The organism is Bradyrhizobium lupini (genome assembly GCF_040939785.1).
GTDB lineage: Bacteria > Pseudomonadota > Alphaproteobacteria > Rhizobiales > Xanthobacteraceae > Bradyrhizobium > Bradyrhizobium canariense_D.
This window is the reverse complement of record NZ_CP162553.1, coordinates 3362075-3385826: the sequence shown is the minus strand read 5'-3', so window position 1 is coordinate 3385826 and position 23752 is coordinate 3362075. Positions and strand designations below refer to the sequence as shown.

18 protein-coding genes are annotated in these 23752 nt (G+C 64.1%); 9 read left to right on the top strand and 9 right to left on the bottom strand.

The genetic code is table 11. The annotated features are described in order from the left end of the window. The first annotated feature begins 35 nt into the window (after positions 1-35). The 6 genes from AB3L03_RS15995 (at position 36) to AB3L03_RS15970 (ending at position 7592) form a co-directional block, all read left to right on the top strand. Positions 36-1199, top strand: a complete 1164-nt coding sequence (locus AB3L03_RS15995) for an acyl-CoA dehydrogenase family protein (protein WP_247295935.1) — start codon at positions 36-38, stop codon at positions 1197-1199. Beyond that, positions 1199-1855, top strand: a complete 657-nt coding sequence (locus tag AB3L03_RS15990; protein WP_018455959.1) for a glutathione S-transferase family protein — start codon at positions 1199-1201, stop codon at positions 1853-1855. The genes AB3L03_RS15995 and AB3L03_RS15990 overlap by 1 nt, the downstream gene beginning before the upstream one ends. Before the next feature lie 170 nt (positions 1856-2025). Continuing rightward, positions 2026-2826, top strand: coding sequence for an AraC family transcriptional regulator (locus AB3L03_RS15985; protein WP_018455960.1), 801 nt, complete (start codon positions 2026-2028; stop codon positions 2824-2826). A 199-nt stretch (positions 2827-3025) separates the two neighbouring features. Next, entirely contained in the window at positions 3026-3892 is an 867-nt protein-coding gene (locus AB3L03_RS15980) for a 3-keto-5-aminohexanoate cleavage protein (RefSeq protein ID WP_018455961.1), read from the top strand. 113 nt (positions 3893-4005) lie between these two features. Beyond that, positions 4006-5622: an acyl-CoA carboxylase subunit beta gene (locus tag AB3L03_RS15975; protein ID WP_018455962.1), complete on the top strand. Its 1617-nt coding sequence runs from the start codon at positions 4006-4008 to the stop codon at positions 5620-5622. Beyond that, positions 5619-7592 carry an acetyl-CoA carboxylase biotin carboxylase subunit gene (locus AB3L03_RS15970; protein WP_368508891.1) on the top strand — a complete coding sequence of 658 codons (1974 nt, stop codon included), beginning with the start codon at positions 5619-5621 and terminating at the stop codon, positions 7590-7592. The genes AB3L03_RS15975 and AB3L03_RS15970 overlap by 4 nt, the downstream gene beginning before the upstream one ends. A gap of 50 nt (positions 7593-7642) precedes the next feature. On the opposite strand, the gene AB3L03_RS15965 is transcribed toward AB3L03_RS15970, so the two are convergent. The 7 genes from AB3L03_RS15965 to AB3L03_RS15935 form a co-directional block, all read right to left on the bottom strand. Further along, on the bottom strand, positions 7643-8629 hold the full coding sequence (locus tag AB3L03_RS15965; RefSeq protein WP_085348659.1) for an ABC transporter ATP-binding protein: 987 nt from the start codon (positions 8627-8629) through the stop codon (positions 7643-7645). After that, on the bottom strand, positions 8626-9633 hold the full coding sequence (locus tag AB3L03_RS15960) for an ABC transporter ATP-binding protein (RefSeq protein WP_231189560.1): 1008 nt from the start codon (positions 9631-9633) through the stop codon (positions 8626-8628). Before AB3L03_RS15960 ends, AB3L03_RS15965 begins: the two co-directional genes overlap by 4 nt. Then, the gene (locus AB3L03_RS15955; protein ID WP_018455966.1) at positions 9633-10526 is read right to left on the bottom strand and encodes an ABC transporter permease; all 894 of its coding nucleotides are present in this window, start codon (positions 10524-10526) and stop codon (positions 9633-9635) included. Before AB3L03_RS15955 ends, AB3L03_RS15960 begins: the two co-directional genes overlap by 1 nt. A 9-nt stretch (positions 10527-10535) precedes the next feature. After that, the gene (locus AB3L03_RS15950; RefSeq protein WP_018455967.1) at positions 10536-11483 is read right to left on the bottom strand and encodes an ABC transporter permease; all 948 of its coding nucleotides are present in this window, start codon (positions 11481-11483) and stop codon (positions 10536-10538) included. A gap of 35 nt (positions 11484-11518) precedes the next feature. Continuing rightward, positions 11519-13117, bottom strand: coding sequence for an ABC transporter substrate-binding protein (locus AB3L03_RS15945; protein WP_085361917.1), 1599 nt, complete (start codon positions 13115-13117; stop codon positions 11519-11521). A 172-nt stretch (positions 13118-13289) separates the two neighbouring features. After that, positions 13290-14840, bottom strand: a complete 1551-nt coding sequence (locus AB3L03_RS15940; RefSeq protein WP_204513126.1) for an AMP-binding protein — start codon at positions 14838-14840, stop codon at positions 13290-13292. Between the two features lie 18 nt (positions 14841-14858). Beyond that, positions 14859-16013 (bottom strand): iron-containing alcohol dehydrogenase, encoded by a 1155-nt coding sequence (locus AB3L03_RS15935; protein ID WP_368508890.1) that lies wholly within the window; start codon positions 16011-16013, stop codon positions 14859-14861. Positions 16014-16292: 279 nt separating this feature from the next. Here AB3L03_RS15935 and AB3L03_RS15930 point away from each other — a divergent pair, with 279 nt between their 5' ends. From AB3L03_RS15930 to AB3L03_RS15920, 3 genes are all read left to right on the top strand, one after another. Next, positions 16293-17498 carry an efflux RND transporter periplasmic adaptor subunit gene (locus AB3L03_RS15930; protein WP_018455971.1) on the top strand — a complete coding sequence of 402 codons (1206 nt, stop codon included), beginning with the start codon at positions 16293-16295 and terminating at the stop codon, positions 17496-17498. Next, positions 17495-20659, top strand: a complete 3165-nt coding sequence (locus AB3L03_RS15925) for an efflux RND transporter permease subunit (RefSeq protein ID WP_368508889.1) — start codon at positions 17495-17497, stop codon at positions 20657-20659. The genes AB3L03_RS15930 and AB3L03_RS15925 overlap by 4 nt, the downstream gene beginning before the upstream one ends. A 306-nt stretch (positions 20660-20965) precedes the next feature. Further along, positions 20966-22159 carry an ABC transporter substrate-binding protein gene (locus tag AB3L03_RS15920; protein ID WP_368508888.1) on the top strand — a complete coding sequence of 398 codons (1194 nt, stop codon included), beginning with the start codon at positions 20966-20968 and terminating at the stop codon, positions 22157-22159. Between the two features lie 265 nt (positions 22160-22424). On the opposite strand, the gene AB3L03_RS15915 is transcribed toward AB3L03_RS15920, so the two are convergent. Both AB3L03_RS15915 and AB3L03_RS15910 read right to left on the bottom strand, forming a co-directional pair. Then, complete coding sequence (locus AB3L03_RS15915; protein ID WP_368508887.1) at positions 22425-23153, bottom strand: IS30 family transposase; 729 nt, start codon at positions 23151-23153, stop codon at positions 22425-22427. Positions 23154-23360: 207 nt separating this feature from the next. Next, positions 23361-23747, bottom strand: coding sequence for an MAPEG family protein (locus tag AB3L03_RS15910; protein ID WP_018455974.1), 387 nt, complete (start codon positions 23745-23747; stop codon positions 23361-23363). Between the last annotated feature and the right edge of the window lie 5 nt (positions 23748-23752).

The window sequence follows — 23752 nt, the reverse complement described above, 5'->3', positions numbered from 1 at the left end:
AGCACCTCAGAGATACCAAGAACTGGGCTAACAAGATGCTGTTCACCGCCGACCACGACGAGATCCGCCGTTCCTTGCAAAAATTCATTGCCAACGAGATCAATCCGCATGTCGATGAATGGGAGAAGGCCGACATCTTCCCGGCGCACGAGCTGTTCAGGAAGATGGGCAGGCTCGGCTTTCTCGGGCTGAACAAGCCGGTCGAATTCGGCGGCTCCGGCCTCGACTATTCCTATGCGCTGATGATGGCGGAGGAACTCGGCGCGATCAATTGCGGCGGCGTGCCGATGGCGATCGGGGTGCAGACCGACATGGCGACTCCTGCGCTGGCGCGGTTCGGCTCCGATGAAGTGCGGCGCGAATTCCTGGCGCCCTCGATCTCTGGCGACTATGTGGCCTGCATCGGCGTCTCGGAGCCCGGCGCGGGTTCTGACGTGGCCTCGATCAAGACCAATGCGCGCGGGGACGGCGACGATTACGTCATCGATGGTGGCAAGATGTGGATCACCAACGGCACCCAGGCCGACTGGATCTGTCTGCTCGCCAATACGGGCGACGGGTCCGTTCACCGCAACAAATCGCTGATCTGTGTGCCCATGAAGACCAAGGGCGTCACGGTCGCGCGCAAGCTCGACAAGATGGGCATGCGTTCCTCCGACACCGCGCAGATCTTCTTCGACAATGTCCGCGTGCCCAAGCGCAACCGGATCGGCGAGGAGGGCAAGGGCTTTACCTACCAGATGATCCAGTTCCAGGAGGAGCGGCTCTGGGGTGCGGCCGCCTGCCTGAAGGCGCATGAATACATTATCAACGAGACCATCGAATACACCCGCAATCGCAAGGCCTTTGGGAAGTCGATCCTCGACAACCAGGTCGTTCATTTCAAGCTCGCGGAGATGCAGACCGAGGTCGAGCTGTTGCGCGCGCTGATCTACCGTGCCGGAGAGGCGCTTGTGGCGGGCGAGGATGTCACGAAACTTGCGACCATGGCCAAGCTGAAGGCCGGGCGACTCGGCCGCGAGCTTACCGACGCCTGCTTGCAATATTGGGGTGGAATGGGCTTTACCAACGAGACGCCGGTCAGCCGTGCCTATCGCGACAGCCGTCTGACATCGATCGGCGGCGGCGCCGACGAGGTCATGCTGATGGTCCTGTGCAAGATGATGGGGACGCTGCCCGGCAGCAAAGGAAGTTCCTGATGATCACGCTCTATCACTGCGACGCCGCGCGCTCATTCCGTCCGCTCTGGATGCTGGAGGAGATGGGGCTGCCCTACGAGCTCAAGATGCTGCCGTTCCCGCCGCGGGTCTTCGCCAAGGAGTATCTCGCGCTCAATCCGCTGGGCACGATTCCCTTCATGGTCGACGGCGAGACGAAAATGACCGAGTCCTCCGGCATCTGCCACTATCTCGGCATCAAGCATGGACCGACGCCACTGATGGTCGGACCCGAAGATCCCGCCTATGGCGCGTTCGTGAACTGGATGTATTTCAGCGACGCCACGTTAACCTTCCCGCAGACGCTGGTGCTCCGATACACCCAGCTCGAGCCGGAAGAGCGCCGCAATCCGCAGGTCGCCGGCGACTATGCCAAATGGTTTTTGGGCCGCCTGCGCGCCGTCGAGGCAGCCACCGCAAATACCGAGGCCTTGTGCGCGGGCCGCTTCACTGCCGCCGACATCGTGATCGGTTACGCGCTCCGCCTCGCCGATACTATCGGGCTTGCCAAGGATTTTGGGCCAAATGTCGCAGCCTATTGGGCGCGCTTGCAGCAACGGGATGGTTTCAAGCGCGCGGTTGCTGCGGAGCAACAGGCCGGCGTCGAGCAGAACGTGGCGCCAAGGGTGAGGGCCTGATTATCGTTCTGGCGAAAGCCGGGACGGCCATGTTGCCGGGAGTTCCGGGTCGTCGGGACTGCCGCTGTTTTGCGCTTCATGATAGCGCTATCCCGCCGTGACAGCGCCCAGATTTCCGCTAAGGTGACCTCCGTCCGCAGCGGCCAAAGAGCCGCGCGAGGAGGATCCCAATGGAAGATAACGGTCGCGAATCCGACCATTTGATGCTGATCACGCCGGAGCGGGTATTCTATGCCGGCCTGCTCGGCCGCCCCCGCAAGCGGACGCCCGGCTGCTGCCATGTCTATGTCGCGGTGAAGGGCAGTCTGCATCTGACGATCGATGATGCGCTCGCCACCGGCGAGCTGTTCGTTACCCTACCGAACCAGCGGCATTCCATTGCGAGCGACTACCGCACCGCGATCAGCGTGACGCTGGAGCCGGAGAGCATGCCCGATGGCGTGATCGAGGTCCTGGCCGAGCGGCTCACCGGACCCGACAGGGCCGTCTATGCCCGCAAGATCCTCGCCGCCTACACGCTGCTGCGCCAGCGTCGCTACGGCGACATCACCACCGCCGAATTCGACCAGATGTGTTTTGGCGAGGCGCTGCCGCGCCGCGTGCTCGACCCCCGCGTGACGCGTGCGGTCGCCCGTATCGGCCGCTTCACGGGCGAACCCGTGACGGCGGACACATGCGCGGCGGAGGCCGGACTTTCCGCTTCGCGCTTCCTGCATCTGTTCAAGGAAGAGACCGGCATCTCGTTCCGCTCCTTCCGCGCCTGGAAGCGGGCGCGTCACCTGCTGCACTTCGCCAACCAGGACCTCAACCTCGCCCATCTCGCGCAGGACATCGGCTATCCCGACTCCACCCATTTCAGCCACTCGATCCGCCGCTTCTACGGCCTGAAGCCGCGCGCGATCTTCGTCGGCTCGCGCGATCTCGCGATCTATCGCAGCAGCGAGACCGTGAGGCTGGCGGAGGCGAGCTAGCGTCGTCTCGTAGGGTGGGCAAAGCGAAAGCGTGCCCACCATCTTCGCGAGGTATTGAGAGATGGTGGGAACGGCGCAAGAGCGCCTTTGCCCACCCTACGGTTTATCGCCTTTTTCCAGCTTCTCCGCGCAAGAAGCCGCCTGCCGCCCATCACATGATCGCAAACGTTGAATTATCAACGTGCGAGACATTCAAGGCATGAGCGACAAGGCCGTCATCACCTGCGCGCTGAACGGCGTGCTCACCGACCCGAAGCAGCACAACGTGCCTGTCACGCCCGAGCAGATGGCGCGCGAGGCCAAGGCTGCGTTCGATGCCGGCGCGTCCATCATGCACATCCATCTGCGTCAGCAGGCGCCGGACAAGGGGCATCTGCCGTCCTGGGAGGTCAGCGTCAGCAAGGAGATCCAGCAGGCGATTCGCGAAGCCTGCCCTGGCGTGATCATCAATCACACCTCCGGCGTCTCCGGGCCGAACTACAACGGTGCGCTGGATTGTATCCGCGAGACCAGGCCGGAGATCGCGGCCTGCAATGCCGGCTCGCTAAATTACCTGAAGGTGAAGGCCGACAACAGCTGGGCCTGGCCGCCGATGATGTTCGACAATGCGGTCGAGAAGGTGAAGGACTATCTCGACGTCATGAACGCGGTCGGTACCATCCCCGAATTCGAATGTTTTGACGTCGGCATCGTCCGCTGCGTCGGCATGTACCGCCAGGTCGGCATGTACAAGGGCCCGCTCGAGTATAACTTTGTGATGGGCGTCGCCTCCGGCATGCCGTCGGATCCCGATCTGCTGCCGATCCTGATCAAGCTGAAGCGTCCCGAGGCGCAATTTCAGGTCACCGCGATAGGCCGCGAAGAAATCTGGCCGCTGCACCAGCGCTGTGCGGAGCTCGGCGGTCATCTGCGCACCGGTCTCGAAGATGCCTTCTATCTCGCCGACGGCAAGAAGGTAACGTCGAACGGCCAGCTGATCGACGCCATCGCCGCCTGCGCCCGCCGTGCCGGCCGCGAGATCGCGAGCCCGGCGGAAGCGCGAAAGATTTTTGGGACGAATAGGTAAATTATCGCCTCAACCGTCATTGCGAGCGAAGCGAAGCAATCCAGAATCTTTCCATGGATGCGCCTGGATTGCTTCGTCGCTTTGCTCCTCGCAATGACGAGCAGGATTGAGTTATGTCCATTCTCGAAAACACGATTTCTCCCGGCAGTGCCGCCTATCGCGCCAACCGCGACGGCATGCTTGGCCTGATCGACCGCATGCGCGCGCTGGAAGAGCGCACGCGTGCGGCATCAGCCGCGGCGAAAGACCGCTTCCACAAGCGCGGCCAGCTGTTGCCGCGCGAGCGCGTCGCGCTGGTGCTCGATCCCGGCGCGCCCTTCATCGAGCTGTCCACGCTCGCCGGCTACATGTTCGACGTATCTGATCCGGACAAGAGCGTCCCCGGCGGCGGCGTCATCGCCGGCATCGGTTTCGTCTCGGGCATCCGTTGCATGGTCAGCGCCAACGATTCCGGCATCGATGCCGGCGCGCTTCAGCCCTACGGCCTCGACAAGACGATACGCGTGCAGGAGCTCGCGCTGGAGAACAAGCTGCCTTACGTCCAGCTGGTCGAAAGCGCCGGCGCCAATCTCCTGCGCTACCGCGTCGAAGACTTTGTCCGCGGCGGCAACATCTTCCGCAATCTCGCGCGACTCTCCGCAGCGGGCCTGCCCGTCGTGACCGTAACCCATGGCTCCTCGACCGCCGGCGGCGCCTATCAGACCGGCCTGTCCGACTACATCGTCATGGTCCGTGGCCGCACCCGCGCCTTCCTCGCCGGGCCGCCGCTGCTGAAGGCCGCCACCGGCGAGATCGCGACCGAAGAGGAGCTTGGCGGCGCCGAGATGCACACGCAGGTGTCGGGACTTGGCGACTACCTCGCCGAGGATGACCGCGACGCCCTGCGCATCGCGCGCGAGATCATGGCGGCGCTGGAATGGGAACGGCCGGGCAGGGCGAGCGCGGAATATAAGCCGCCGCGCTACGATCAAGACGAACTGCTCGGCATTATGCCGATGGACCACAAGCGCTCCGTGGACATGAAGCAGGTGATCGCACGTATCGTCGATGATTCCGACTTCACCGAGATGGCGCCGAACTACGGCCCGGCCACCGTCTGCGGCCATGCCCGCATCGAGGGCCAGACCATCGGCATCATCACCAACAACGGTCCGCTCGATCCGGCCGGTGCCAACAAGGCGACGCATTTCATCCAGGCGTGCTGCCAAACCCGAACGCCGCTGCTCTATCTGAACAACACCACCGGCTACATGGTCGGCAAAGCTTACGAAGAAGCCGGCATGATCAAGCATGGCTCCAAGATGATCCAGGCGGTGACGTCGGCGACAGTGCCGCAGATCACCATCTATTGCGGCGCCTCGTTCGGCGCCGGCAATTACGGCATGTGCGGGCGCGGCTTCCATCCGCGCTTCTGCTTCTCCTGGCCCAACGCCAAGACTGCCGTGATGGGCGGTGAGCAGGCCGCCGAGACCATGGCGATCGTCACCGAAGCCGCAGCCGCGCGTCGCGGCAAGCCGGTCGAAAAAGAAAAGCTCGATGGCATGAAGGCGCAGATCGTCGGCGTGTTCGACGGCCAGATGGACGTGTTCTCGACCAGCGCGCGCGTGCTCGACGACGGCGTGATCGATCCGCGCGACACCCGCGCGGTGCTGTCCGAAGTGCTCGCGATCTGTCGTGAAGGTGACGCGCGGAGCCCACAGCGCATGCAATTCTCGGTGGCCCGCCCATGAGGAACGGATCAGTGCAGCACCGGCCGTTCTTCAAGGTCCTGATCGCCAATCGCGGCGAGATCGCACTGCGGGTGATGCGCAGCGCGCGGAAGCTCGGCCTCGGCGTCGTCGCGGTCTATTCGGATGCGGATAGGGATGCGCTTCATGTGCAACAGGCCGACCAGGCCGTGCGAGTCGGCGAAGCGCTGCCGGCGCAGTCCTATCTCAACATCGCCGCGATCATAGCGGCCGCAAAGGCCAGCGGCGCGGATGCCGTTCATCCCGGCTATGGCTTCCTCGCCGAGAACGAGGAGTTTGCGCAAGCCTGCAAGGATGCCGGCCTCGTCTTCATCGGCCCGTCGCCGCAGGCGATCGAGACAATGGGCAACAAGGCCGGTGCCAAGGAGATCATGAAAAAGGCCGGCGTGCCCGTCGTGCCCGGCTATCAGGGCGCCGATCAGGGCGATGAAGTCATGCTCGCGGAGGCGAGAGAGATCGGCTTTCCCGTGATGATCAAGGCGGTCGCCGGCGGCGGTGGACGCGGGATGCGGCTCGTTGCGGATGCCAATTCGTTCCCCGAGGCACTGCGTAGCGCGCGGTCCGAGGCGAAGGCGGCGTTTGGCGATCCGACGGTGATCCTCGAACGCGCCATCCAGAATCCCCGTCACATCGAAATTCAGGTGTTCGGCGACAGCCATGGCAACGCCATCCATCTTGGCGAGCGCGACTGCTCGGTGCAGCGGCGGCACCAGAAACTAATCGAGGAGGCGCCGTCGACCGCAGTCACGCCCGACCTGCGTGCGAAGATGGGCGAGGTCGCGGTCGCCGCGGTGAAGGCGTTGCGTTACGAGGGCGCCGGCACGCTCGAATTTCTGCTCGATGCGAGCGGCGGATTCTACTTCATGGAGATGAATACGCGTCTCCAGGTCGAGCATCCCGTCACCGAGGCCATCACCGGGCTCGATCTCGTCGAATTGCAGCTGCGCGTCGCGCGCGGCGAGTCGCTGCCGGTCAAGCAGCAGGACATTCGCTTCACAGGCCACGCCATCGAGGTGCGGCTGTGCTCGGAGGACGCCGCGCAGGATTTCATGCCGCAGTCCGGGCGCATGGCGCGCTGGCAGGTGCCGGATGGCATCCGCGTCGAACATGCGCTGCAATCGGGCTCCGAGATTCCGCCGTTCTACGATTCCATGATCGCGAAGGTGATCGGCCATGGCGCGACCCGCGAGGAGGCGAGGGGGCGGCTGATCGTCGGCCTGGAGCAACTGACCGGATTTGGTGTGACTACCAATCAGACTTTCCTGATGTCATGCCTGCGTCATCCCGGCTTCGCCAAAGGCGAGGCGACCACGGCGTTCATTGGTGCCCATCGCGACGAGCTGCTGGCGCCGCGCGCGGACGCCGCATTCGACATGGCCTTGGCCGGCCTGCTGCTCTACGTCACGAACCCCCAGGCACCGTCGTGGCGCCGCGGACGGAGCCTCGCGGCAACGTTCCCGCTGCCGGCGAAAATCGAGATCGCAGGCCAGGCGCTTGAGCTAGAAGTCTGGCGCGAGCGCGATGGCAGCTACATTGTTGCCAGGGACGGCCGGCAAGACAAGTTCGAGATCGACCAACTCGATCTCGACGTGATCTGCTTCCGCCATGACGGCGTGATGGACAGTGCCAAATTCCTGCGCGACGGCGACCGGCTCCACCTCCAGCGCCGCGGCATCCCGCTCGCGGCGACCGATCTCACCCTCGCCGCGCCGAAGGCGGCCGCAAGCAACGGAGACGGCAAGGTTCGCGCTGCCATGAACGGCCGCGTCGTTGCCGTCCTGGTCAAGCCGGGCGACCGCGTCACTGCCGGCCAGCCGGTGATGACGCTGGAAGCGATGAAGATGGAGCATGTCCACAAGGCCGGCATCGACGGCGTCGTCGCCGCGATCGACGTCGCCGAGGGCGAGCAGGTGACAACGGGCCGGATCGTGGCGGAGATCGGGGCTGAGTAGGGCGGCAAGCTCAACTCGTCGCCCCGGCGAAGGCCGGGACGACAGCGGAGCTACTGGCTCCGCCCCGTTCCGCCATTGAGCAAGCACGCCACCTGGTGCCCGTCCCCCGCGTCCACCAACGCCGGTCGTTCCGTCCTGCATCGCTCCATCGCATACCGGCAGCGGGTGTGAAACGCACACCCCGGCGGCGGATTGACCGGGCTTGGCACGTCGCCGTCGACCAGCGGCACGAGCTTTTTGGCGAGCGGGTTGGCGATCGGTACCGAGGCGAGCAGGGCCTGCGTGTAGGGATGGCGCGGATTGCGGAACAGCTCGTCCTTGTCCGCGATCTCGACGATGCGGCCGAGATACATCACGGCGACGCGGTGACTGATATGGGCGACCACGGCGAGGTCATGCGCGATGAAGAGGTAGGAGAAGCCGTGCTGCCGTTGCAGATCGATCAGGAGATTGATCACCTGCGCCTGGATCGAGACATCGAGCGCGGAGACCGGCTCGTCGCAGACGATCAGGCGGGGCCCGAGCGCCAGCGCGCGGGCGATGCAGATGCGCTGGCGCTGGCCGCCGGAGAATTGATGCGGGAAGTTGCGCATCTGGTCGGGCCGCAAGCCAACCTGCTCGAACAGCTGTGCGGTACGTGCCTCCAGCGCTTTGCCGGTCGCGAGCCCGTGCACGAACAGCGGCTCGCCCACGATGTCTCCGGCAGTCATGCGCGGGTTGAGCGAGGCGAAAGGATCCTGGAATACGATCTGCATCGAACGACGGTGTGGCCGCAGCGCGGACTTGGAGAGATGCGTGATGTCCTCGCCTTCGAGGCGAATCTGGCCCGAGGTCGGCTCGACCAGCCGCAGCACGCTGCGCGCCACCGTCGACTTGCCGCAGCCGGATTCGCCGACAAGGCCCAGCGTCTCCCCGACCCCAACCGAAAACGAGACGCCGTCGACCGCATGCACTGTGCCGATTTGTCGGCGCAACACGCCGGCGCGCACCGGATAGTGCTTCTTGAGTTCGGTGACTTCGAGCAGTGCCTCGGTCATGCCACCTCCGCAACCTCGGCCGCCCGCCAGCATGCGGCGAGATGGCCGCCGCCCCAATCGATGAGCGGCGGATATTCGGCCTCGCAGCGCTTGATCGCGAGCTTGCAGCGTGGCGCGAACGCGCAACCTTTGGGCAGCCCCACCAGCGACGGCACGGTGCCGGGAATTTCGTTCAACCGTGCCGGCGCGGCAACGCCGGGCGCCGGCACCGCCGGGATCGAGGCCATCAATCCGCGCGTGTAGGGGTGCTTTGGCGCGGCGAACAGCGCCTCGACGCTCGCTTCCTCGACCTTGCGTCCCGCATACATCACGATGACGCGTTGCGCGGTCTGCGCGACGACGCCGAGATCATGCGTGATCAGCACGAGCCCGGTGCCGAGCTCTTTCTGAAGGTCTAGGATCAGCGCCAGAATCTGCGCCTGGATCGTGACGTCGAGCGCGGTCGTGGGCTCGTCCGCGATCAGCAGCACCGGCCGGCACGCCAGCGCCATCGCGATCATGGCGCGCTGGCGCATGCCGCCGGACAGCTGATGCGGATATTCCCGCGCGCGCCGAGCCGGCTCGGGGATGCGCACCAGGCGCAGCATCTCGATTGCGATGCCCCGGGCCTCTTTGCTCGACATGTTCCGGTGCAGCCGCACGGCCTCGACGATCTGGTCGCCGATCCGCATCACCGGATTGAGCGAGGTCATCGGCTCCTGGAAGATCATCGAGATGCGGTTGCCCCTGACGGCACGCATCTCTGCTTCGTCCAGCGTCAGAAGGTCGGTGCCTTCGAGCGTGACGGAGCCGCCGACGATGCGGCCGGGTGGATCCGGCACCAGCCGCATCAGCGATAGTGCAGTGACGCTCTTGCCGCAGCCGGATTCGCCGACGATCGCCAGCGTCTCGCCGCGCTTCACCGTGAAGGAAACATCATCGACGGCCTTGAACAGACCGGAGTTGGTGAAGAACACCGTCTTCAGGTTCTTCACCTCGATCACGAGATCGGAGTTCTCAGCCATCAGCCGCGCTGCCGGGGATCGAGGATGTCGCGCAAGGCGTCACCGAACAGATTGGCGCCGAACACCGCGAGGCTGATGGCGATGCCCGGGAAGATCACCAGCCATGGCGCCGTGCGGACATATTCGGCGGCGGATTCAGAGAGCATGCGCCCCCACGACGGGTACGGCTCGGGAATGCCGAGGCCGAGGAAGGAGAGCGAGGCTTCCGTGAGGATAGTCGAGCCGAGCTGGGCCGTCGCAAGCACGATCAGCGGCGCCAGCGTATTCGGCAGCACGTGACGGAGCGCAATGCGTACCTCGCTCATGCCGATCGACTTGGCGGCCTCGATGAATGGCAGCTCGCGCAGCGCCAGCGTGTTGGCGCGGATGACGCGCGAGACGGTCGGGATCAGCGGAATGGCGATCGCAATGATGACGTTCGGCAAGGACGGCCCAAGCGCCGCGGTCATGATGAGGGCCAGCACCAGCAGCGGCAGCGCCTGGAGGACATCGGAGACGCGCTGGAACACGAGATCGACCCAGCCGGAGAGATAGCCGGAGGTGAGGCCGACGATCACGCCGATGCTGCCGCCGAGCGCCGTCGAGCCGATGCCGACCGCGAGCGAGATCCGCGCGCCATGAATGATGCGGCTGAAGACATCGCGGCCGAAGGAATCCGTGCCCATCCAGTGTGCCAGGCTTGGACGCGCCAGTGCCCGAGCGGCATCGATCGTCAGCGGATCGTAACGCGCGATGAAGTCGGCGAAGATCGCGGTGAACACGAACAGGGTCATGATGACGAGCCCGGCCGCGCCCAGCACATGCCGCTGCGCCAAAAACAGCACGCGCCGCCAGCCGACGGTCGCGTGCGCCCCGGCGCGCCTCAGTTCAACGTCATAGTCGATCGCAGCCAACAGGTTCTCCTAATCCGTGTACCGGATACGCGGGTCGAACACCGCGTACAGCATGTCCACGATGAAATTCGCGCTCACCACGACGATGGCAATCAGCATCACCAGGTTCTGCACGATCGGATAATCGCGCCAGCGAATCGCTTCGACCAGGAAGCGCGCGACGCCGGGGATGTTGAACACCGTCTCCGTCACGATGAGGCCGCCGATCAGGAACGCCGCTTCGATGCCAATCACGGTGATGACGGGCAGAATCGCATTCTTCAGCGCATGCTGATAGTTCACAGCGGCGTCCGATGCGCCCTTGGCACGCGCGGTGCGGATATAGTCCTGCCGCAGCACCTCCAGCATCGAGGATCGCGTGATGCGCATGGTCAGTGCCGCGCTGCGGAAGCCGACGGCTGCGGCGGGCACGGCATAGGTCGCAAACGCTTCCAGCCAAGTCGCTGGATTCGGGTTGAAGATCGGCATCTGGTTGAACATCGCCACCGAGGCGGTGAGGATGAGCAGGCCAAGCCAGAACGAAGGCAGCGACAATCCGCTGAGGCTCACCACACGCAATGCGTAGTCGAGCCTCGTTCCCTGCTTCACCGCGCTGATCACGCCAAGGGGGATGCCGATCGAGGTCGAGAACAACAGCGCCAGGCCAGCGAGCCGTGCGGTGATCGGGATCCGTGGCAGGATCTCCTGGAGCGCCGGCTTCTCGGAGACGTAGGAGTAGCCAAAATCGCCGCGCAGGAAGCCGCTGATCCAGTGCCAATATTGCACCACCAGCGGCTGGTCGATGCCGAGCTCCTTCTCCAGATTGGCCTTGTCGGCGGGGTCCACATAGCCCGCGGCGGCGAACAGGATGTCGACGATATTCCCGGGGACGATGCGCAGCAGGAAGAAGATGACGATCGAGATCCCGAACAGGGTCAGGAGCATCAGCAACAGGCGCCGCACCAGATAGGCAAACATGCATCGCCTCCCGTCGAACCCATCAGCCGCCCGCGCTACTTGTCCATCCAGACGTCCTCGTAGCGATAGCCATTGTAGGAGCTGTTCGACATCACCGTCACGCCCTTGACGTAAGGTTGCCAGCAGCTGCCGGTACGTGCGTGGAAGATGATCGGGCGGGCGACGTCCTCCTGCAGCTTCTTGTCGATGTCCCACACCAGCTTCTTGCGCTTGTTAATGTCGGTCTCCTGGGACTGCACGTCGAACAGCTTTTCGATCTCCTTGTTGCAGTAATTGGTGTAGTTGCGCTCGGAGCCGCAGGAATAGTTCTCGTAGAAAGACTGGTCGGGGTCGTCGACGGCATTGCCGGTCAAATTGAGCCCGAGCATGTAATCCTTCCGCGCGATCTTCGGGAACCAGTTTGCGGTCTCGACCACGTCGAGCTCGCCGTCGATATAGATGCTCTTGAGCTGATCGATCAGGATCACCGCAGGATCGCGGTAGACCGGAATGTTGCGGGTCGAGACCTTGACGGCGAGATGCTTATCCGGCCCATAGCCGGCCTTCTGCATCAGCTTTTTTGCTTCCTCACGGTTGGCGTTGATGTCGGGGCCGTAGCCCGGAATGGTCTCGAGCATCTCCTTCGGCATCCCCCACAGCCCATTCGGCGGCGGCAGCAGGGTGCCGCCGATGTCACCCTGGCCCTCGAACAAGATCGAGATGAAGGCCTTTCGGTCGAGCGACAGCGCCATGGCGCGACGGATGTCGATATTGTCGAACGGCGGCGCGGACGAATTGACGATGATGTTGGTGGCGACATTGTTGGGCTCGACCACGCAGACCGCGTTCGGCGCCTGCGATTTGACGTCCTTGAGCAGCGGGATGCTCACCTCGGTCGGGAAGGTCATGTCGAACTTGCCGGCGACGAACGCGAGGATCGCGGTGGAGCGGTTCGGGATGATGGTGAACTCGATGCCGTCGAGATAGGGCCGGCCCTTGCGCCAATAGTCGGGATTGCGGGTCAGCTTGATCGATTCATTGGCCTTGAACTCGACGAACTTGAACGGCCCGGTGCCGATCGGGTGCGTGCGCATGTCGCCGGGCGAGACGTGGCAGGGATAGACCGGCGTGTAGCCCGAGGCGAGCAGCGCCAGCAGCGAAGGCTGTGGCCGCTTCAGGTTGAAGGAGACCTCGAGATCGCCGTTGGTGGAGACGTCGTTGACCTGTTCGTACCAGCTCTTGCGCGGGTTCTGCCGGAACTTCTGCTGCGACTTGCCCATCAGCATGTCGAAGGTGCATTTGACGTCCGCCGAGGTGAACGGCTTGCCGTCGTGCCACTTCACGCCCTGGCGTAGCTTGAAGGTCAGCGTCTTGTTGTCGTTGACCCAGGCCCAGCTCTCGGCGAGCTCGGGCACGATGGTGTCCATGCTGTTCTGCGCCACGTCCTGCTTGTAGATGACGAGGTTGTTGAACACCGGCATGAAGGGAACGTTGAGCGAGTAGGTCGCGCCTTCGTGGATCGAGGCATTGCCGGGACTGTCGCGGTGGTACATCCGCAAAATGCCGCCCTGCTTGGGCTCGCTGGCGAGTGCAACGCTCGAAAACGCAAGCAAAGATAGCGCCGCCGTCGCGGCGAGCGCCCGTACGCTCCGCATCCTCGTCCTCCCTGGACATCGGCCTTTTGCGGCCTGTTTGTCCCGACGATAGCGGCGCGTGCGCGGTGAGGCAACCGTCAAGGTCCGCTACTCTCTCGGCAATTCGGACGACGGAAAGCCGCAGGGGTGTCTCTCACGATGAGAGGGAAGTTTCTCCGGCGACAGCGGCCCTTCACACAATCCTTGACGCCTTGTTCCCCCAATACCGGTCCCGCAGCAGCCGCTTGTACAGCTTCCCCGTCGGCAGCCGCGGCAACTCCTTCTCGAAATCGACCGAGCGCGGCACCTTTTGCCGCGACAGCGACGCCCCGCAGAACGCGATCAGCTCCTCGGCGAGCGCCTCGCCCGGCACGGCCCCGGGCATCGGCTGCACCACCGCCTTCACCTCTTCGCCGAGATCGGAATTGGGCACGCCGAACACCGCGGCGTCCGCAACCTTCGGATGGGTGATCAACAGATTCTCGCACTCCTGCGGATAAATGTTCACGCCGCCGGAGATGATCATGAAGGTCGCGCGGTCCGTTAAATAGAGGAAGCGATCCTCGTCGACATAGCCGACGTCGCCGACCGTGCTCATGCTGCCGTCGGTCGAGCGCGCTTCCTTGGTCTTCTCGGGATCGTTGAAATATTCGAACGGTGAGGCCGTCTTGAACCAGACCTGTCCTGGCGTGCCGGTGGGGCATGGCTTCATGGTCTCATCGAGAATATGGAGGTCGCCGAGCAGCACCTTGCCGACGGTGCCGCGGTGGGCGAGCCATTCCGCGCTGTCGCAGGCGGTGAAGCCAAGGCCTTCGGTGGCGCCGTAGTATTCGTGGATGATCGGTCCCCACCATTTGATCATGTCATCCTTGACCTGCGCCGGGCAGGGCGCGGCGGCATGGATCGCGATCTCGAGCGAGGAGAGGTCGTAGCGCGCGCGCACCTCCTCCGGCAGCTTGAGCATGCGCGAGAACATCGTCGGCACGAGCTGGGTGTGGGTGATACCCCATTGCTCGACGAGCTGGAGGTAACGCTCGGGATCGAAATTCTCCATGATGATCGCGGTGCCGCCCATGCGGATCGTGAGGTTCACGGCGGCCTGCGGCGCCGAATGATAGAGCGGCGCCGGCGACAGGTAGACCATGCCCTCGCGGTAGTGCCAAAGCTTTGTCAGGAAATCGAACAACGGCAGATTGTGTTTCGGCGGCTCCTCCGGAAGCGGCCGCAGAATCCCTTTTGGCCGTCCCGTCGTGCCCGATGAATACAGCATGGCGGTGCCGAGCCATTCATCCGGGATCGGCGTCTTCGGCAGGTCGGCGGTTACCTCAGTGAGGCCGACGATGCGCTCGCTCTCGCCCGGGCCGTCGGCGACGATGCACAGCTTGATGTCGGGGCAGACCTTGATCGCCTCGCGGGCGATATCGAGCTTAGCAACCGACGTGATCAGGATTTTCGACTGGCTATTGACCAGGAGATAGGCGAGCTCGCCCGGCGTCAGGAACGAGTTGATGCAGGTGTAGTAGAGGCCGGAGCGCTCGCCCGCGCCGCAGGCTTCGAGGTAGCGGGAATTGTTTTCCATGAAGATCGAGTAGTGGTCGAGCCGCTTCAGGCCATACTTGCGGAACAGGTGCGCCAGCCGATTGCTGCGCGCATCGAGCTCGCGATAGGTGACGGCCTCGCCGGTCGTCGCCATGATGAAGGCGGGCTGGAGTGGGCGCAGGCGGGCATGCTGACCTGGGTACATCAGTCCTCCGGCTTTGGATCATGCGGCAAGAAGCAGGATTTCGCGCACTTGAGCGGGGCTGTCGATCTTGCGCGGGTTGCGCGGGATCCAGTTCGTGCGCATCGCAGCGTCCGCGATGGCGTCGAAATGCTCCGGCGAGACGCGCACATCGGCGAGGCTGCGCGGCATGCCGAGCGAGCGGATGAAGGCATCGAGCACATCGGCTGCCGCGTGGCCGGGAAAGCCCATTGCGGCCGCGACGATCATCTGGCGCTCGGCATTGTCGCGCGCATTCCAGCGCATCACGGCCGGCAGCATGACGCAGGAGGTGTAGCCATGCGGTACGTCGAAGGCTGCGCCCAGCACGTAACCGATGCCGTGGCTCGCGCCCATCGGCACGCCAGCGGCGAGCGCGCCCATCGACAGCCAGGTGCCGATCTGCGCATCCATTCGCGCGTCGAGGTCAGCAGGGTCAGCCTTCACCCGTGGCAGCGCGTCGGCGAGCATGGCGAGGCCCTTCACCGATTGCGCGTCGGCATAGGGGTGCGTCTCGCGCGAGCAGATCGCCTCGACGCAATGATCGATGGCGCGGATGCCGGTCGAGAGGAATAGCCATTCCGGCGTGTGCACGGTGATGGCGGGATCGAGGATGGTCGCGCGCGGAACGCTGAGCGGATGCCGTAGCATCTGTTTCACATGGGCGGTGCGGTCGGTGACGCCTGCGATCGAGCTGAACTCGCCGCCGGCGATCGTGGTCGGCACGCTGATCTGACGCACGGTCGGCGCCGTCATCTCGGGCGCGACGCCCTTGTGCACGCGGATACGCTCGATGCCGTCGACATCGTCGATGCCGTTGGCGAGGCAGAGCTGCACCGCCTTGGCGCCGTCGGTGATCGAGCCGCCGCCCACGGTGACGATCAGGTCGGCGCCCGCTTCGCGCGCCGCATTGGTGGCGGCGATCACCGCCTCGCGCGGGGTGTGCGCCGGCATGGCATCGAAGACGCCCGCGCAATTTGTGCCCAGGGCTTGTTTGATCTTGGCGATTTCGTCGGTCTGCCGGTTGAGCGTGCCCGAGACTATCAGGAAGGCGCGGCGCGTCCCCAGCCGGTCCATCTGGGCGACCACGGCCTCGGCCGCGGGGTGGCCGAACACGACTTCCTCGATCGCGCCGTAAACGACACGTCCCTGGTGCACGCCTGTCCTCCCTGGACAATTCGTCTTGTTTTATGAGGAGCAATCTAGCCGAGCCGGCTCCGCCCGTCATGTGCGAAGACGCTAACGCACTCTCCGCTTGCTCTCCCGGCTTACGGGGAGAGGCCAACAAGCCCTGTCAACCCGTCATCCGGCCAGGGCATTCCTCCGAGCATTGCCTGCGCTTTGGTCTTGAAGAGTTCATCATTGCCACCCATCTTGTGGCGCCCGCGGGTACAGGCGTACCCTGCTTTTTCCGCGGCTTTGATGCGAGGACCTGGGATGACTGGACCGGACGGAAGCGAGCAATTTGTCAAAACGCACGATTTCGTTTCGCCTCGGCCTTACGCCATCGTCGGCCTTCTCGCCGCGGCGTTCGTGCTCACCGGTTGCGGCCAGCCGGCCTCGCAAGCGAGCGCTCCCCCGCCGGCGCCGGTAACCGTCGCCCAACCGGTCAAGCGCACCGTCACCGATTGGGACGAGTTCACCGGCCGCTTCGAGGCGATGGAGGAGGTGCAGGTCCGCCCGCGCGTCGGCGGGTTCGTCAACTCTGTCGAATTCCAGGATGGCGCCATCGTGCGTCAGGGCGATCTGCTCTACGTCATCGACCCACGTCCGTTCGAGGCGGTGGCCACGCAGGCCGAGGGGCAGCTTTCCGATGCCCGTGCCAAGGTGGAGCTTGCAAAGCGGGAGCTCGATCGCGGTTTGAGCCTGGTGCAGACCAGCGCCGTCTCCGAGCAGGTGGTCGATCAGCGCCGTCAGGCCTTGCAGGCCGCGCACGCTGCCGAAACACAGGCCGAGGGTGCGCTCAAAGTCGCCAAGCTCAATATCGAATTCACGCATGTGACGGCGCCGCTGACCGGCCGCGTCAGCCGCCACCTTGTCAGCCCTGGCAATCTCGTGCAGGGCAGCGATACCGGAACGTCGACGCTGCTCACCTCGATCGTGACGCTCGACCCGATCTATATCTATTTCGACATGGATGAGGCGACCTTCATCAAATACAGCAAGCTGTGGTTCGAAGGCCGCCGCCCGAGTTCGCGCGATACGGCGAACCCGGTGCAGGTGACGCTCGCCGGCGAGACGAAACCATCCCGTGAAGGCAGCATCAATTTCCTCGACAACCGCCTCGATGTCTCCACCGGCACGCTGCGCAGCCGCGCCGTGGTCAAGAACACCGATCTTTCGATCCTGCCCGGTCAGTTCGGGCGTATCAGACTGATCGGCAGCGCGCCCTATGAAGCGCTGCTGATCCCCGACGTTGCGGTCGCAACTGACCAGTCCCGCAAGATCGTGTTCGTGGTCAAGCCGGACGACACCGTCGAGGCGCGTCCCGTGACGCTCGGACCGCTCGACGAGGGCCTGCGCGTGATCCGCGAGGGATTGAAGGCGGACGACCGCGTCATCGTCAACGGCATCCAGCGCGCCCGCGTCGGTGCCAAGGTCGCACCGCAGACGGCACCAGCGCCCGCCGGTGGCAAATCATGAATCTTGGCCGTCTCTCCATCAACCAGCCCATCCTGGCGATGGTGCTGTCGATCGTGCTGCTGATCGTCGGCGCGCTGGCCTATACCACGCTGCCGGTCTCCGAATATCCGCAAGTGGTGCCGCCGACCGTCGTCGTCACCACGCAATATCCCGGCGCCTCCGCGCAGACCGTGTCCGACACGGTTGCCGCACCCATCGAGCAGGAGATCAACGGCGTCGAGGACATGCTGTATCTCTACAGCCAGGCGACCTCGAACGGCCAGCTCACCATCACCGTCACTTTCAAGCTCGGCACCGATCTCGACAAAGCCCAGGTGCTGGTGCAGAACCGCGTTGCGATCGCGCAGCCGCGTTTGCCTGAAGAGGTTCAGCGCAACGGCGTCACCACGCGCAAGAACTCGCCCGACATCCTGATGGTCGTGTTCATGCTGTCGCCCGACGACACGTTCGACCAGCTCTACATCTCCAACTATGCGCTGCTCCAGGTCCGCGATCAGCTGCTGCGGATCGACGGCGTCGGCGACATCCAGATCTTCGGCGCGCGCGATTATTCGATGCGGCTATGGCTCGATCCTGACCGAATCGCCAATCTCGGCTTGACCGCAACCGAGGTGCTCGCCGCGATCCGCGCGCAGAACGTGCAGATCGCGGGCGGCCAGATCGCCGAACCGCCGATCGCCGACCGCGCCTTCCAGCCGAACCTCACCTTCACCGGGCGATTGAAAGACCAGAAGCAGTTCGAGGACATCCTGATCAAGGCCGGCTCTGACGGCCGCACGGTGCGCCTGCGCGACGTCGCCCGTATCGAGCTTGGTGCTCTCGCCTACTCCACCAACAGCTTCCTGCTGCGCAAATCGGCGGTCGCCATGCTGGTGACGCAGCGGCCGGGATCGAACGCGCTCGCGACCGCGAAGAACATTTCGGACACCATGACGAAGCTGAAGGAGACCTTTCCGAAAGGCCTCGACTTCAATATCGGCTACAACCCGACCGAGTTCATCGCGCAGTCCGTCCACGAGCTGATCAAGACCATCTACGAGGCCATGTTGCTCGTGGTCGTCGTCGTGCTGGTGTTCCTGCAGGGATGGCGTCCCGCGATCATTCCGATCATCGCGATTCCGGTTTCGCTGGTCGGCACCTTCGCGGTGATGGCGGCGCTCGGCTTCTCGATCAACAATCTCACGCTGTTCGGGCTCGTTCTCGCCGTCGGTATCGTGGTCGACGACGCCATCGTGGTGGTCGAGAATGTCGAGCGGCATCTCGAGCATGGCATGAGCCGGCGCGATGCCGCGCTGAAGACCATGGAGGAGGTCGGCGGCGCATTGGTGTCGATCGCGCTGGTGCTGTGCGCGGTGTTCGTCCCGACCGCATTTCTGGGCGGAATTTCGGGTCAGTTCTTCCAGCAATTCGCCGTCACCATTGCGGTCGCGACCGCAATCTCCTGCTTCTGCTCGTTGACGCTATCGCCGGCGCTGGCCTCGCTTCTCCTCGTCCCCCACGAGGAGAAACGGCCGCCCGCGCGCTGGAATCTTGTTGCACGCGGCTGGAACGCTTTCACTGGCGTGTTTAACCGCGTGTTCGACCGTCTCGCGCATGGCTACGCCGGCCTCGCCAATTTCGTGATCCGGCATTCGGCGGTGATGATCCTGATCTACGTCGTGCTGATCGGCAGCGCCGGCTGGCTGATCGCCACCACGTCGCAAGGCTTTATTCCGGCGCAGGACCGCGGCTACGTCATCATCTCCGTGCAATTGCCGGGCGCCGCTTCGCTGGCGCGCACCACCGAGGTCGTGCGCGAGATCGAGCGGATCGCGCTGGATACGCCGGGTATCATCCGCGTGGCCGCTTTCGCCGGCTTCTCCGGCGCGACGCGGACGCAGGCCGGCAACGCGGCGGCGCTCTTCCCAGTGTTCGACGAGCCCGAGGCGCGGATCAAGAAAGGATTGTCTGCGAACGCCATCACGGTCGAGCTGCGCAAACGCCTGGCCGCGATTCAGGGTGCCTTCATCATCGTGATTCCGCCGCCGGCCGTGCCCGGCATCGGCACCGGTGGCGGCTTCACCATCCGCATCCAGGACCGCCAGGGCCGTGGGCCGGAGATGCTCGCCGCGGCTACTGACGAGCTTGTCGCCGCGGCGCGCAAATCGACCTCGCTGCTCGCTCCCTCCGTGTTCTCGCCGTTCTCGGCCAATACGCCGCAGCTCTTCGTCGACATCGACCGCACCAAGGCGCAGAAGCTCGGCGTTCCCATCGCCGGCATCAACGACACGATCCAGACCTATTTCGGATCGACCTATGTCAACGACTTCAACCTGTTCGGCCGCACCTACCACGTCACCGCGCAGGCCGACTTCCCGTTCCGGAAAGAGCCGAGCGATCTCTCGCGGTTGCGCACGCGCAACGCCTCCGGCGACATGGTGATGCTCGGCAGCGTGGTCGAGTTCAAGGACGTTTCCGGCCCTGACCGCGTCGCGCGCTACAATCTCTACGCGGCCTCCGAGCTGCAGGGCGAGCCGGCGCCGGGCACCAGCTCGACCACCGCGCTCAACGCGATCAAGAAGCTCGCCGACGACACCCTCCCGAGCGGCTTCAGCTTCGAGTGGACCGATCTGTCCTACCAGCAGATCACGGGCGGCAATGCGGGTCTCTACGTATTCCCGATCTGCGTGCTGTTCGTCTATCTGGTGCTCGCCGCGCAATACGGCAGCTGGACCCTGCCGTTCGCGGTGATCCTGATCGTGCCGATGTGCCTGTTGGCGGCCACCATCGGCGTGCGCATCATGGGGCAGGACGTCAACATCCTCACCCAGATCGGTTTCGTCGTGCTGGTGGGGCTGGCGGCAAAGAACGCGATCCTGATCGTCGAGTTCGCGCGCGACATCGAGAAAGAAGGCAAGCCGCGGCTGGAGGCCGTGATAGACGCCTGCCGCCTGCGCCTGCGGCCGATCCTGATGACGTCCTTCGCCTTCATCCTCGGCGTCTTGCCGCTGGTGATCTCGTCCGGCTCGGGCTCGGAGATGCGGCAAGCCGTCGGCGTGGCCGTGTTCTTCGGCATGATCGGTGTCACCCTGTTTGGGCTTCTGTTCACGCCGATCTTCTATGTGGTGGTGCGGAACCTGGCCGAGGGGAAGAACGAGGGGAAGCCGAAGGCGGTGGGCTGATAAGTATCAAATGGCGCGCCACCGACCCTTCAATATTCACGCTGTCGTCCCGGCGAAGGCCGGGACCCATAACCCTCGAACGTGGTTTAGTGAAGATTCGTCGTTCGGTACTCCTACCGACCGCAACCGAGGGATTCCGCGGTATGGGTCCCGGCCCCCGTGCGCAATTGCGCACTAGGCCGGGACGACGCCGTTTGCTTGGCACGCCCTTCATACTAACGACCAACATGCAATGGATGGGCACCGCCGGGGTTCTTCACTAGTATCCGCGCGATTTCAAAACAGAAAACTGCTGGGAGCTAAGAGATGAAATCAGCACTTTTGGCCGCTGTCGCATTTTCTGCTTTGCTGCTGGCCGCGCCGGCCTCTGCGCAAGGCGTCAAGATCGGCATCCTCAACGACCAGTCCGGCGTCTACGCCGATTACGGCGGCAAATGGTCGGTCGAGGCCGCCCGGATGGCGATCGAGGATTTCGGCGGCGAGGTGCTGGGCCAGAAGGTGGAGCTCGTCACCGCCGACCACCAGAACAAGCCGGATCTCGCGACCTCGATCGCGCGCCGCTGGTACGATGTCGAGAACGTCGACATGATCACGGAGCTGACGACCTCATCGGTCGCGCTCGCGATCCACGAGCTTTCCAAGGAAAAGAAGAAGATCGACATCGTCGTCGGCGCTGCGACCTCGCGCCTCACCGGCGATGCCTGCCAGCCCTATGGCTTCCACTGGGCTTATGACACCCGCGCGCTCGGTGTCGGCACCGGCGGCTCGCTGACCAAGGCCGGCGGCGACAGCTGGTTCTTCCTCACCGCGGACTACGCCTTCGGCTACGCGCTGGAGAAGGACACCAGCGAGATCGTCACCGCCAATGGCGGCAAGGTGCTCGGTTCGGTGCGCGTGCCGCTCAACTCCTCGGACTTCTCCTCCTTCCTGCTCCAGGCGCAGAGCTCGAAGGCGAAGATCGTCGGCCTTGCCAATGCCGGCCTCGACACCACCAATTCGATCAAGCAGGCGTCCGAGTTCGGCATCGTCTCCGGTGGCCAGAAGCTCGCGGGCCTCTTGATGACGCTCGCCGAAGTGAACGGCCTCGGCTTGCAGGCCGCGCAAGGCCTGGTGCTGACCGAGGGCTATTACTGGGATATCAACGACCGCACGCGCCATCTCGGCGAACGCTTTCTCAAGCGCACCGGCCGGATGCCGAACATGATCCAGGCCGGCACCTATTCGGCGACGCTGAGCTATCTCAAGGCGGTCAAGGCCGCCGGGTCCAAGGATCCGGATGCGGTCGCCAAGAAGCTGAAGGAGCTGCCGGTCGACGACGACTTCGCGCAAGGCGGCAAGGTGCTCGAGAACGGCCGCATGGTCCACGACATGTATCTGTTCGAGGTCAAGAAGCCCGCGGAATCGAAGAAGCCCTGGGACTATTACAAGCAGCTCGCGGTCGTTCCCGGCGAGAAGGCGTTCTTCACTGCCAAGGAGAGCGGCTGCCCGCTGACGAAGTGAGGATCTCTATGTCGTCCTGGCGAAAGCCAGGAGGTGGATTCACACTCGAAGTGCAACAGTTGAGAGGAGAAGGCCTCTGCCGGGGTTCTGAAGTCAAGGCATTTGCGCGGGGTGTTGTTGTAGGCGGCAATGGACTGACGGAAGCGCCTGGTTGGGAGCTTTTCGAGGTCGGTCTTTCGGGGGATGAAGCGGCGCAAGCGGCCGATGGCGTTCTCGATGCCGCCCTTTTGCCACGGCGCGTGCGGGTCGCAGAAGAAGGTCTTCATCAAGAGGCTCTGCAGGAAAGGTGGGCGGCGAACTCGGTGCCGTTGTCGAAGGTGACGGTACGGCGCAGTGCCTCCGGTACGGCTTTGAACAGGCGTACGAGATGGCTAGCGATACCGGCGGCGAACTTGCGTTCGATGGGAACGGCGAGCAGCAGGCGCGAGGTTCGCTCGTGGACGGCCAGGATGGCCTGCCGGTATTTGGAGAACATCATCAGATCGGCTTCCCAGTGGCCCGGGACTTTGCGATCGGCGACCTCGGCAGGCCGTTCTGCCAGCGAAACACGGCCTTCGATGAAGCTTGCGGGGCTCCCGCCTCGTTTGCCGCGGTGGCCTCGCTTGCTCTTGCCTCGAGGCAGATAGCGCCGCCAGGTGAAGTCCGTCGTGCGTGTGATCTGGGCGTAGATGAAGCGGTAGATGCTCTCGCAGGAGATCACCCTACGGCCACGTTCCCGGGCCAGCCTGCCTGCGACCTGTTCGGGTGACCAACCGCGGCTCAAGCCTGCCAAGACCTCGCGGCGCAAGCTGGCGTCCCGCTCGAGGCGAGAGCCCTTCCAGCGCCGCGCCCGGGTCTGCTGCTGAGCATAGCTTGGCTTGTAGCCGACTTGCCTGCCACGGTTCCGCCTCAGCTCCCGAGAGATCGTTGATGGCGGCCGATCCAAAGCTGCCGCGATTTGCCCGACCGAGCCGCCATTGGCCGAAAAGGCGGGCAATCTCGCATCGATCGTCAAGGGAGAGCTGTTTGTAAGTCCGCCCCATGGCAACACCTCCAGATGGAAGTGTTGCACTTCGCTTGTGAACTCAGGGGACCCATTACCCCGACAGCCGCTTGTTGAAACAAGCTGTCGCCGCCATCGTGCCCATAACCGTGTCCTGTCGTTATGGGTCCAGGCCTCCGCCAGGACGACGGCGGGGCAAGTGGCCGTATGTCGGCTGCCTCACACCAGCCGCAGCACCGCCGCTCCCAGCGCCCCCGCCCACAGCGCAATGGCCGCGATACCCTGAATAAAAAATCCCGGGCCGCGTTTTGCGGCGGCCTTCGAATAGCCGATGAAGTAAACGATGCGGCCGACGATCCAGACCGCGCCGATCGCCGCTGCGCCAGAATCGCTGATGTAAATCGCGAAAAGCCAGAGCGACGGCAGGAAGATCGGCATCCATTCCAGCGTGTTCATCTGGATCCGGAACGCGCGCTCGAAATCCGGATGGCCCGACATTGCCGGCACCTTGACGCCCGTTTTGGTGCGCGAGCGCGACACGTTGATGGAGGTGAAGAAGTAGAACAGGATCGCCAGCAGCGTGACGAGGGCGGTGAGGTGATGCATCGCTA

Excerpts from the sequence above, each read along its gene's own strand:
- AB3L03_RS15940 (WP_204513126.1), bottom strand. The coding sequence starts at position 14,840 with ATGTACCCAGGTCAGCATGCCCGCCTGCGCCCACTCCAGCCCGCCTTC.
- AB3L03_RS15995 (WP_247295935.1), top strand. The coding sequence starts at position 36 with ATGCTGTTCACCGCCGACCACGACGAGATCCGCCGTTCCTTGCAAAAA.
- AB3L03_RS15945 (WP_085361917.1), bottom strand. The coding sequence starts at position 13,117 with ATGCGGAGCGTACGGGCGCTCGCCGCGACGGCGGCGCTATCTTTGCTT.
- AB3L03_RS15980 (WP_018455961.1), top strand. The coding sequence starts at position 3,026 with ATGAGCGACAAGGCCGTCATCACCTGCGCGCTGAACGGCGTGCTCACC.
- AB3L03_RS15930 (WP_018455971.1), top strand. The coding sequence starts at position 16,293 with ATGACTGGACCGGACGGAAGCGAGCAATTTGTCAAAACGCACGATTTC.
- AB3L03_RS15950 (WP_018455967.1), bottom strand. The coding sequence starts at position 11,483 with ATGTTTGCCTATCTGGTGCGGCGCCTGTTGCTGATGCTCCTGACCCTG.
- AB3L03_RS15975 (WP_018455962.1), top strand. The coding sequence starts at position 4,006 with ATGTCCATTCTCGAAAACACGATTTCTCCCGGCAGTGCCGCCTATCGC.
- AB3L03_RS15990 (WP_018455959.1), top strand. The coding sequence starts at position 1,199 with ATGATCACGCTCTATCACTGCGACGCCGCGCGCTCATTCCGTCCGCTC.
- AB3L03_RS15970 (WP_368508891.1), top strand. The coding sequence starts at position 5,619 with ATGAGGAACGGATCAGTGCAGCACCGGCCGTTCTTCAAGGTCCTGATC.
- AB3L03_RS15985 (WP_018455960.1), top strand. The coding sequence starts at position 2,026 with ATGGAAGATAACGGTCGCGAATCCGACCATTTGATGCTGATCACGCCG.
- AB3L03_RS15960 (WP_231189560.1), bottom strand. The coding sequence starts at position 9,633 with ATGGCTGAGAACTCCGATCTCGTGATCGAGGTGAAGAACCTGAAGACG.
- AB3L03_RS15965 (WP_085348659.1), bottom strand. The coding sequence starts at position 8,629 with ATGACCGAGGCACTGCTCGAAGTCACCGAACTCAAGAAGCACTATCCG.
- AB3L03_RS15925 (WP_368508889.1), top strand. The coding sequence starts at position 17,495 with ATGAATCTTGGCCGTCTCTCCATCAACCAGCCCATCCTGGCGATGGTG.
- AB3L03_RS15910 (WP_018455974.1), bottom strand. The coding sequence starts at position 23,747 with ATGCATCACCTCACCGCCCTCGTCACGCTGCTGGCGATCCTGTTCTAC.
- AB3L03_RS15920 (WP_368508888.1), top strand. The coding sequence starts at position 20,966 with ATGAAATCAGCACTTTTGGCCGCTGTCGCATTTTCTGCTTTGCTGCTG.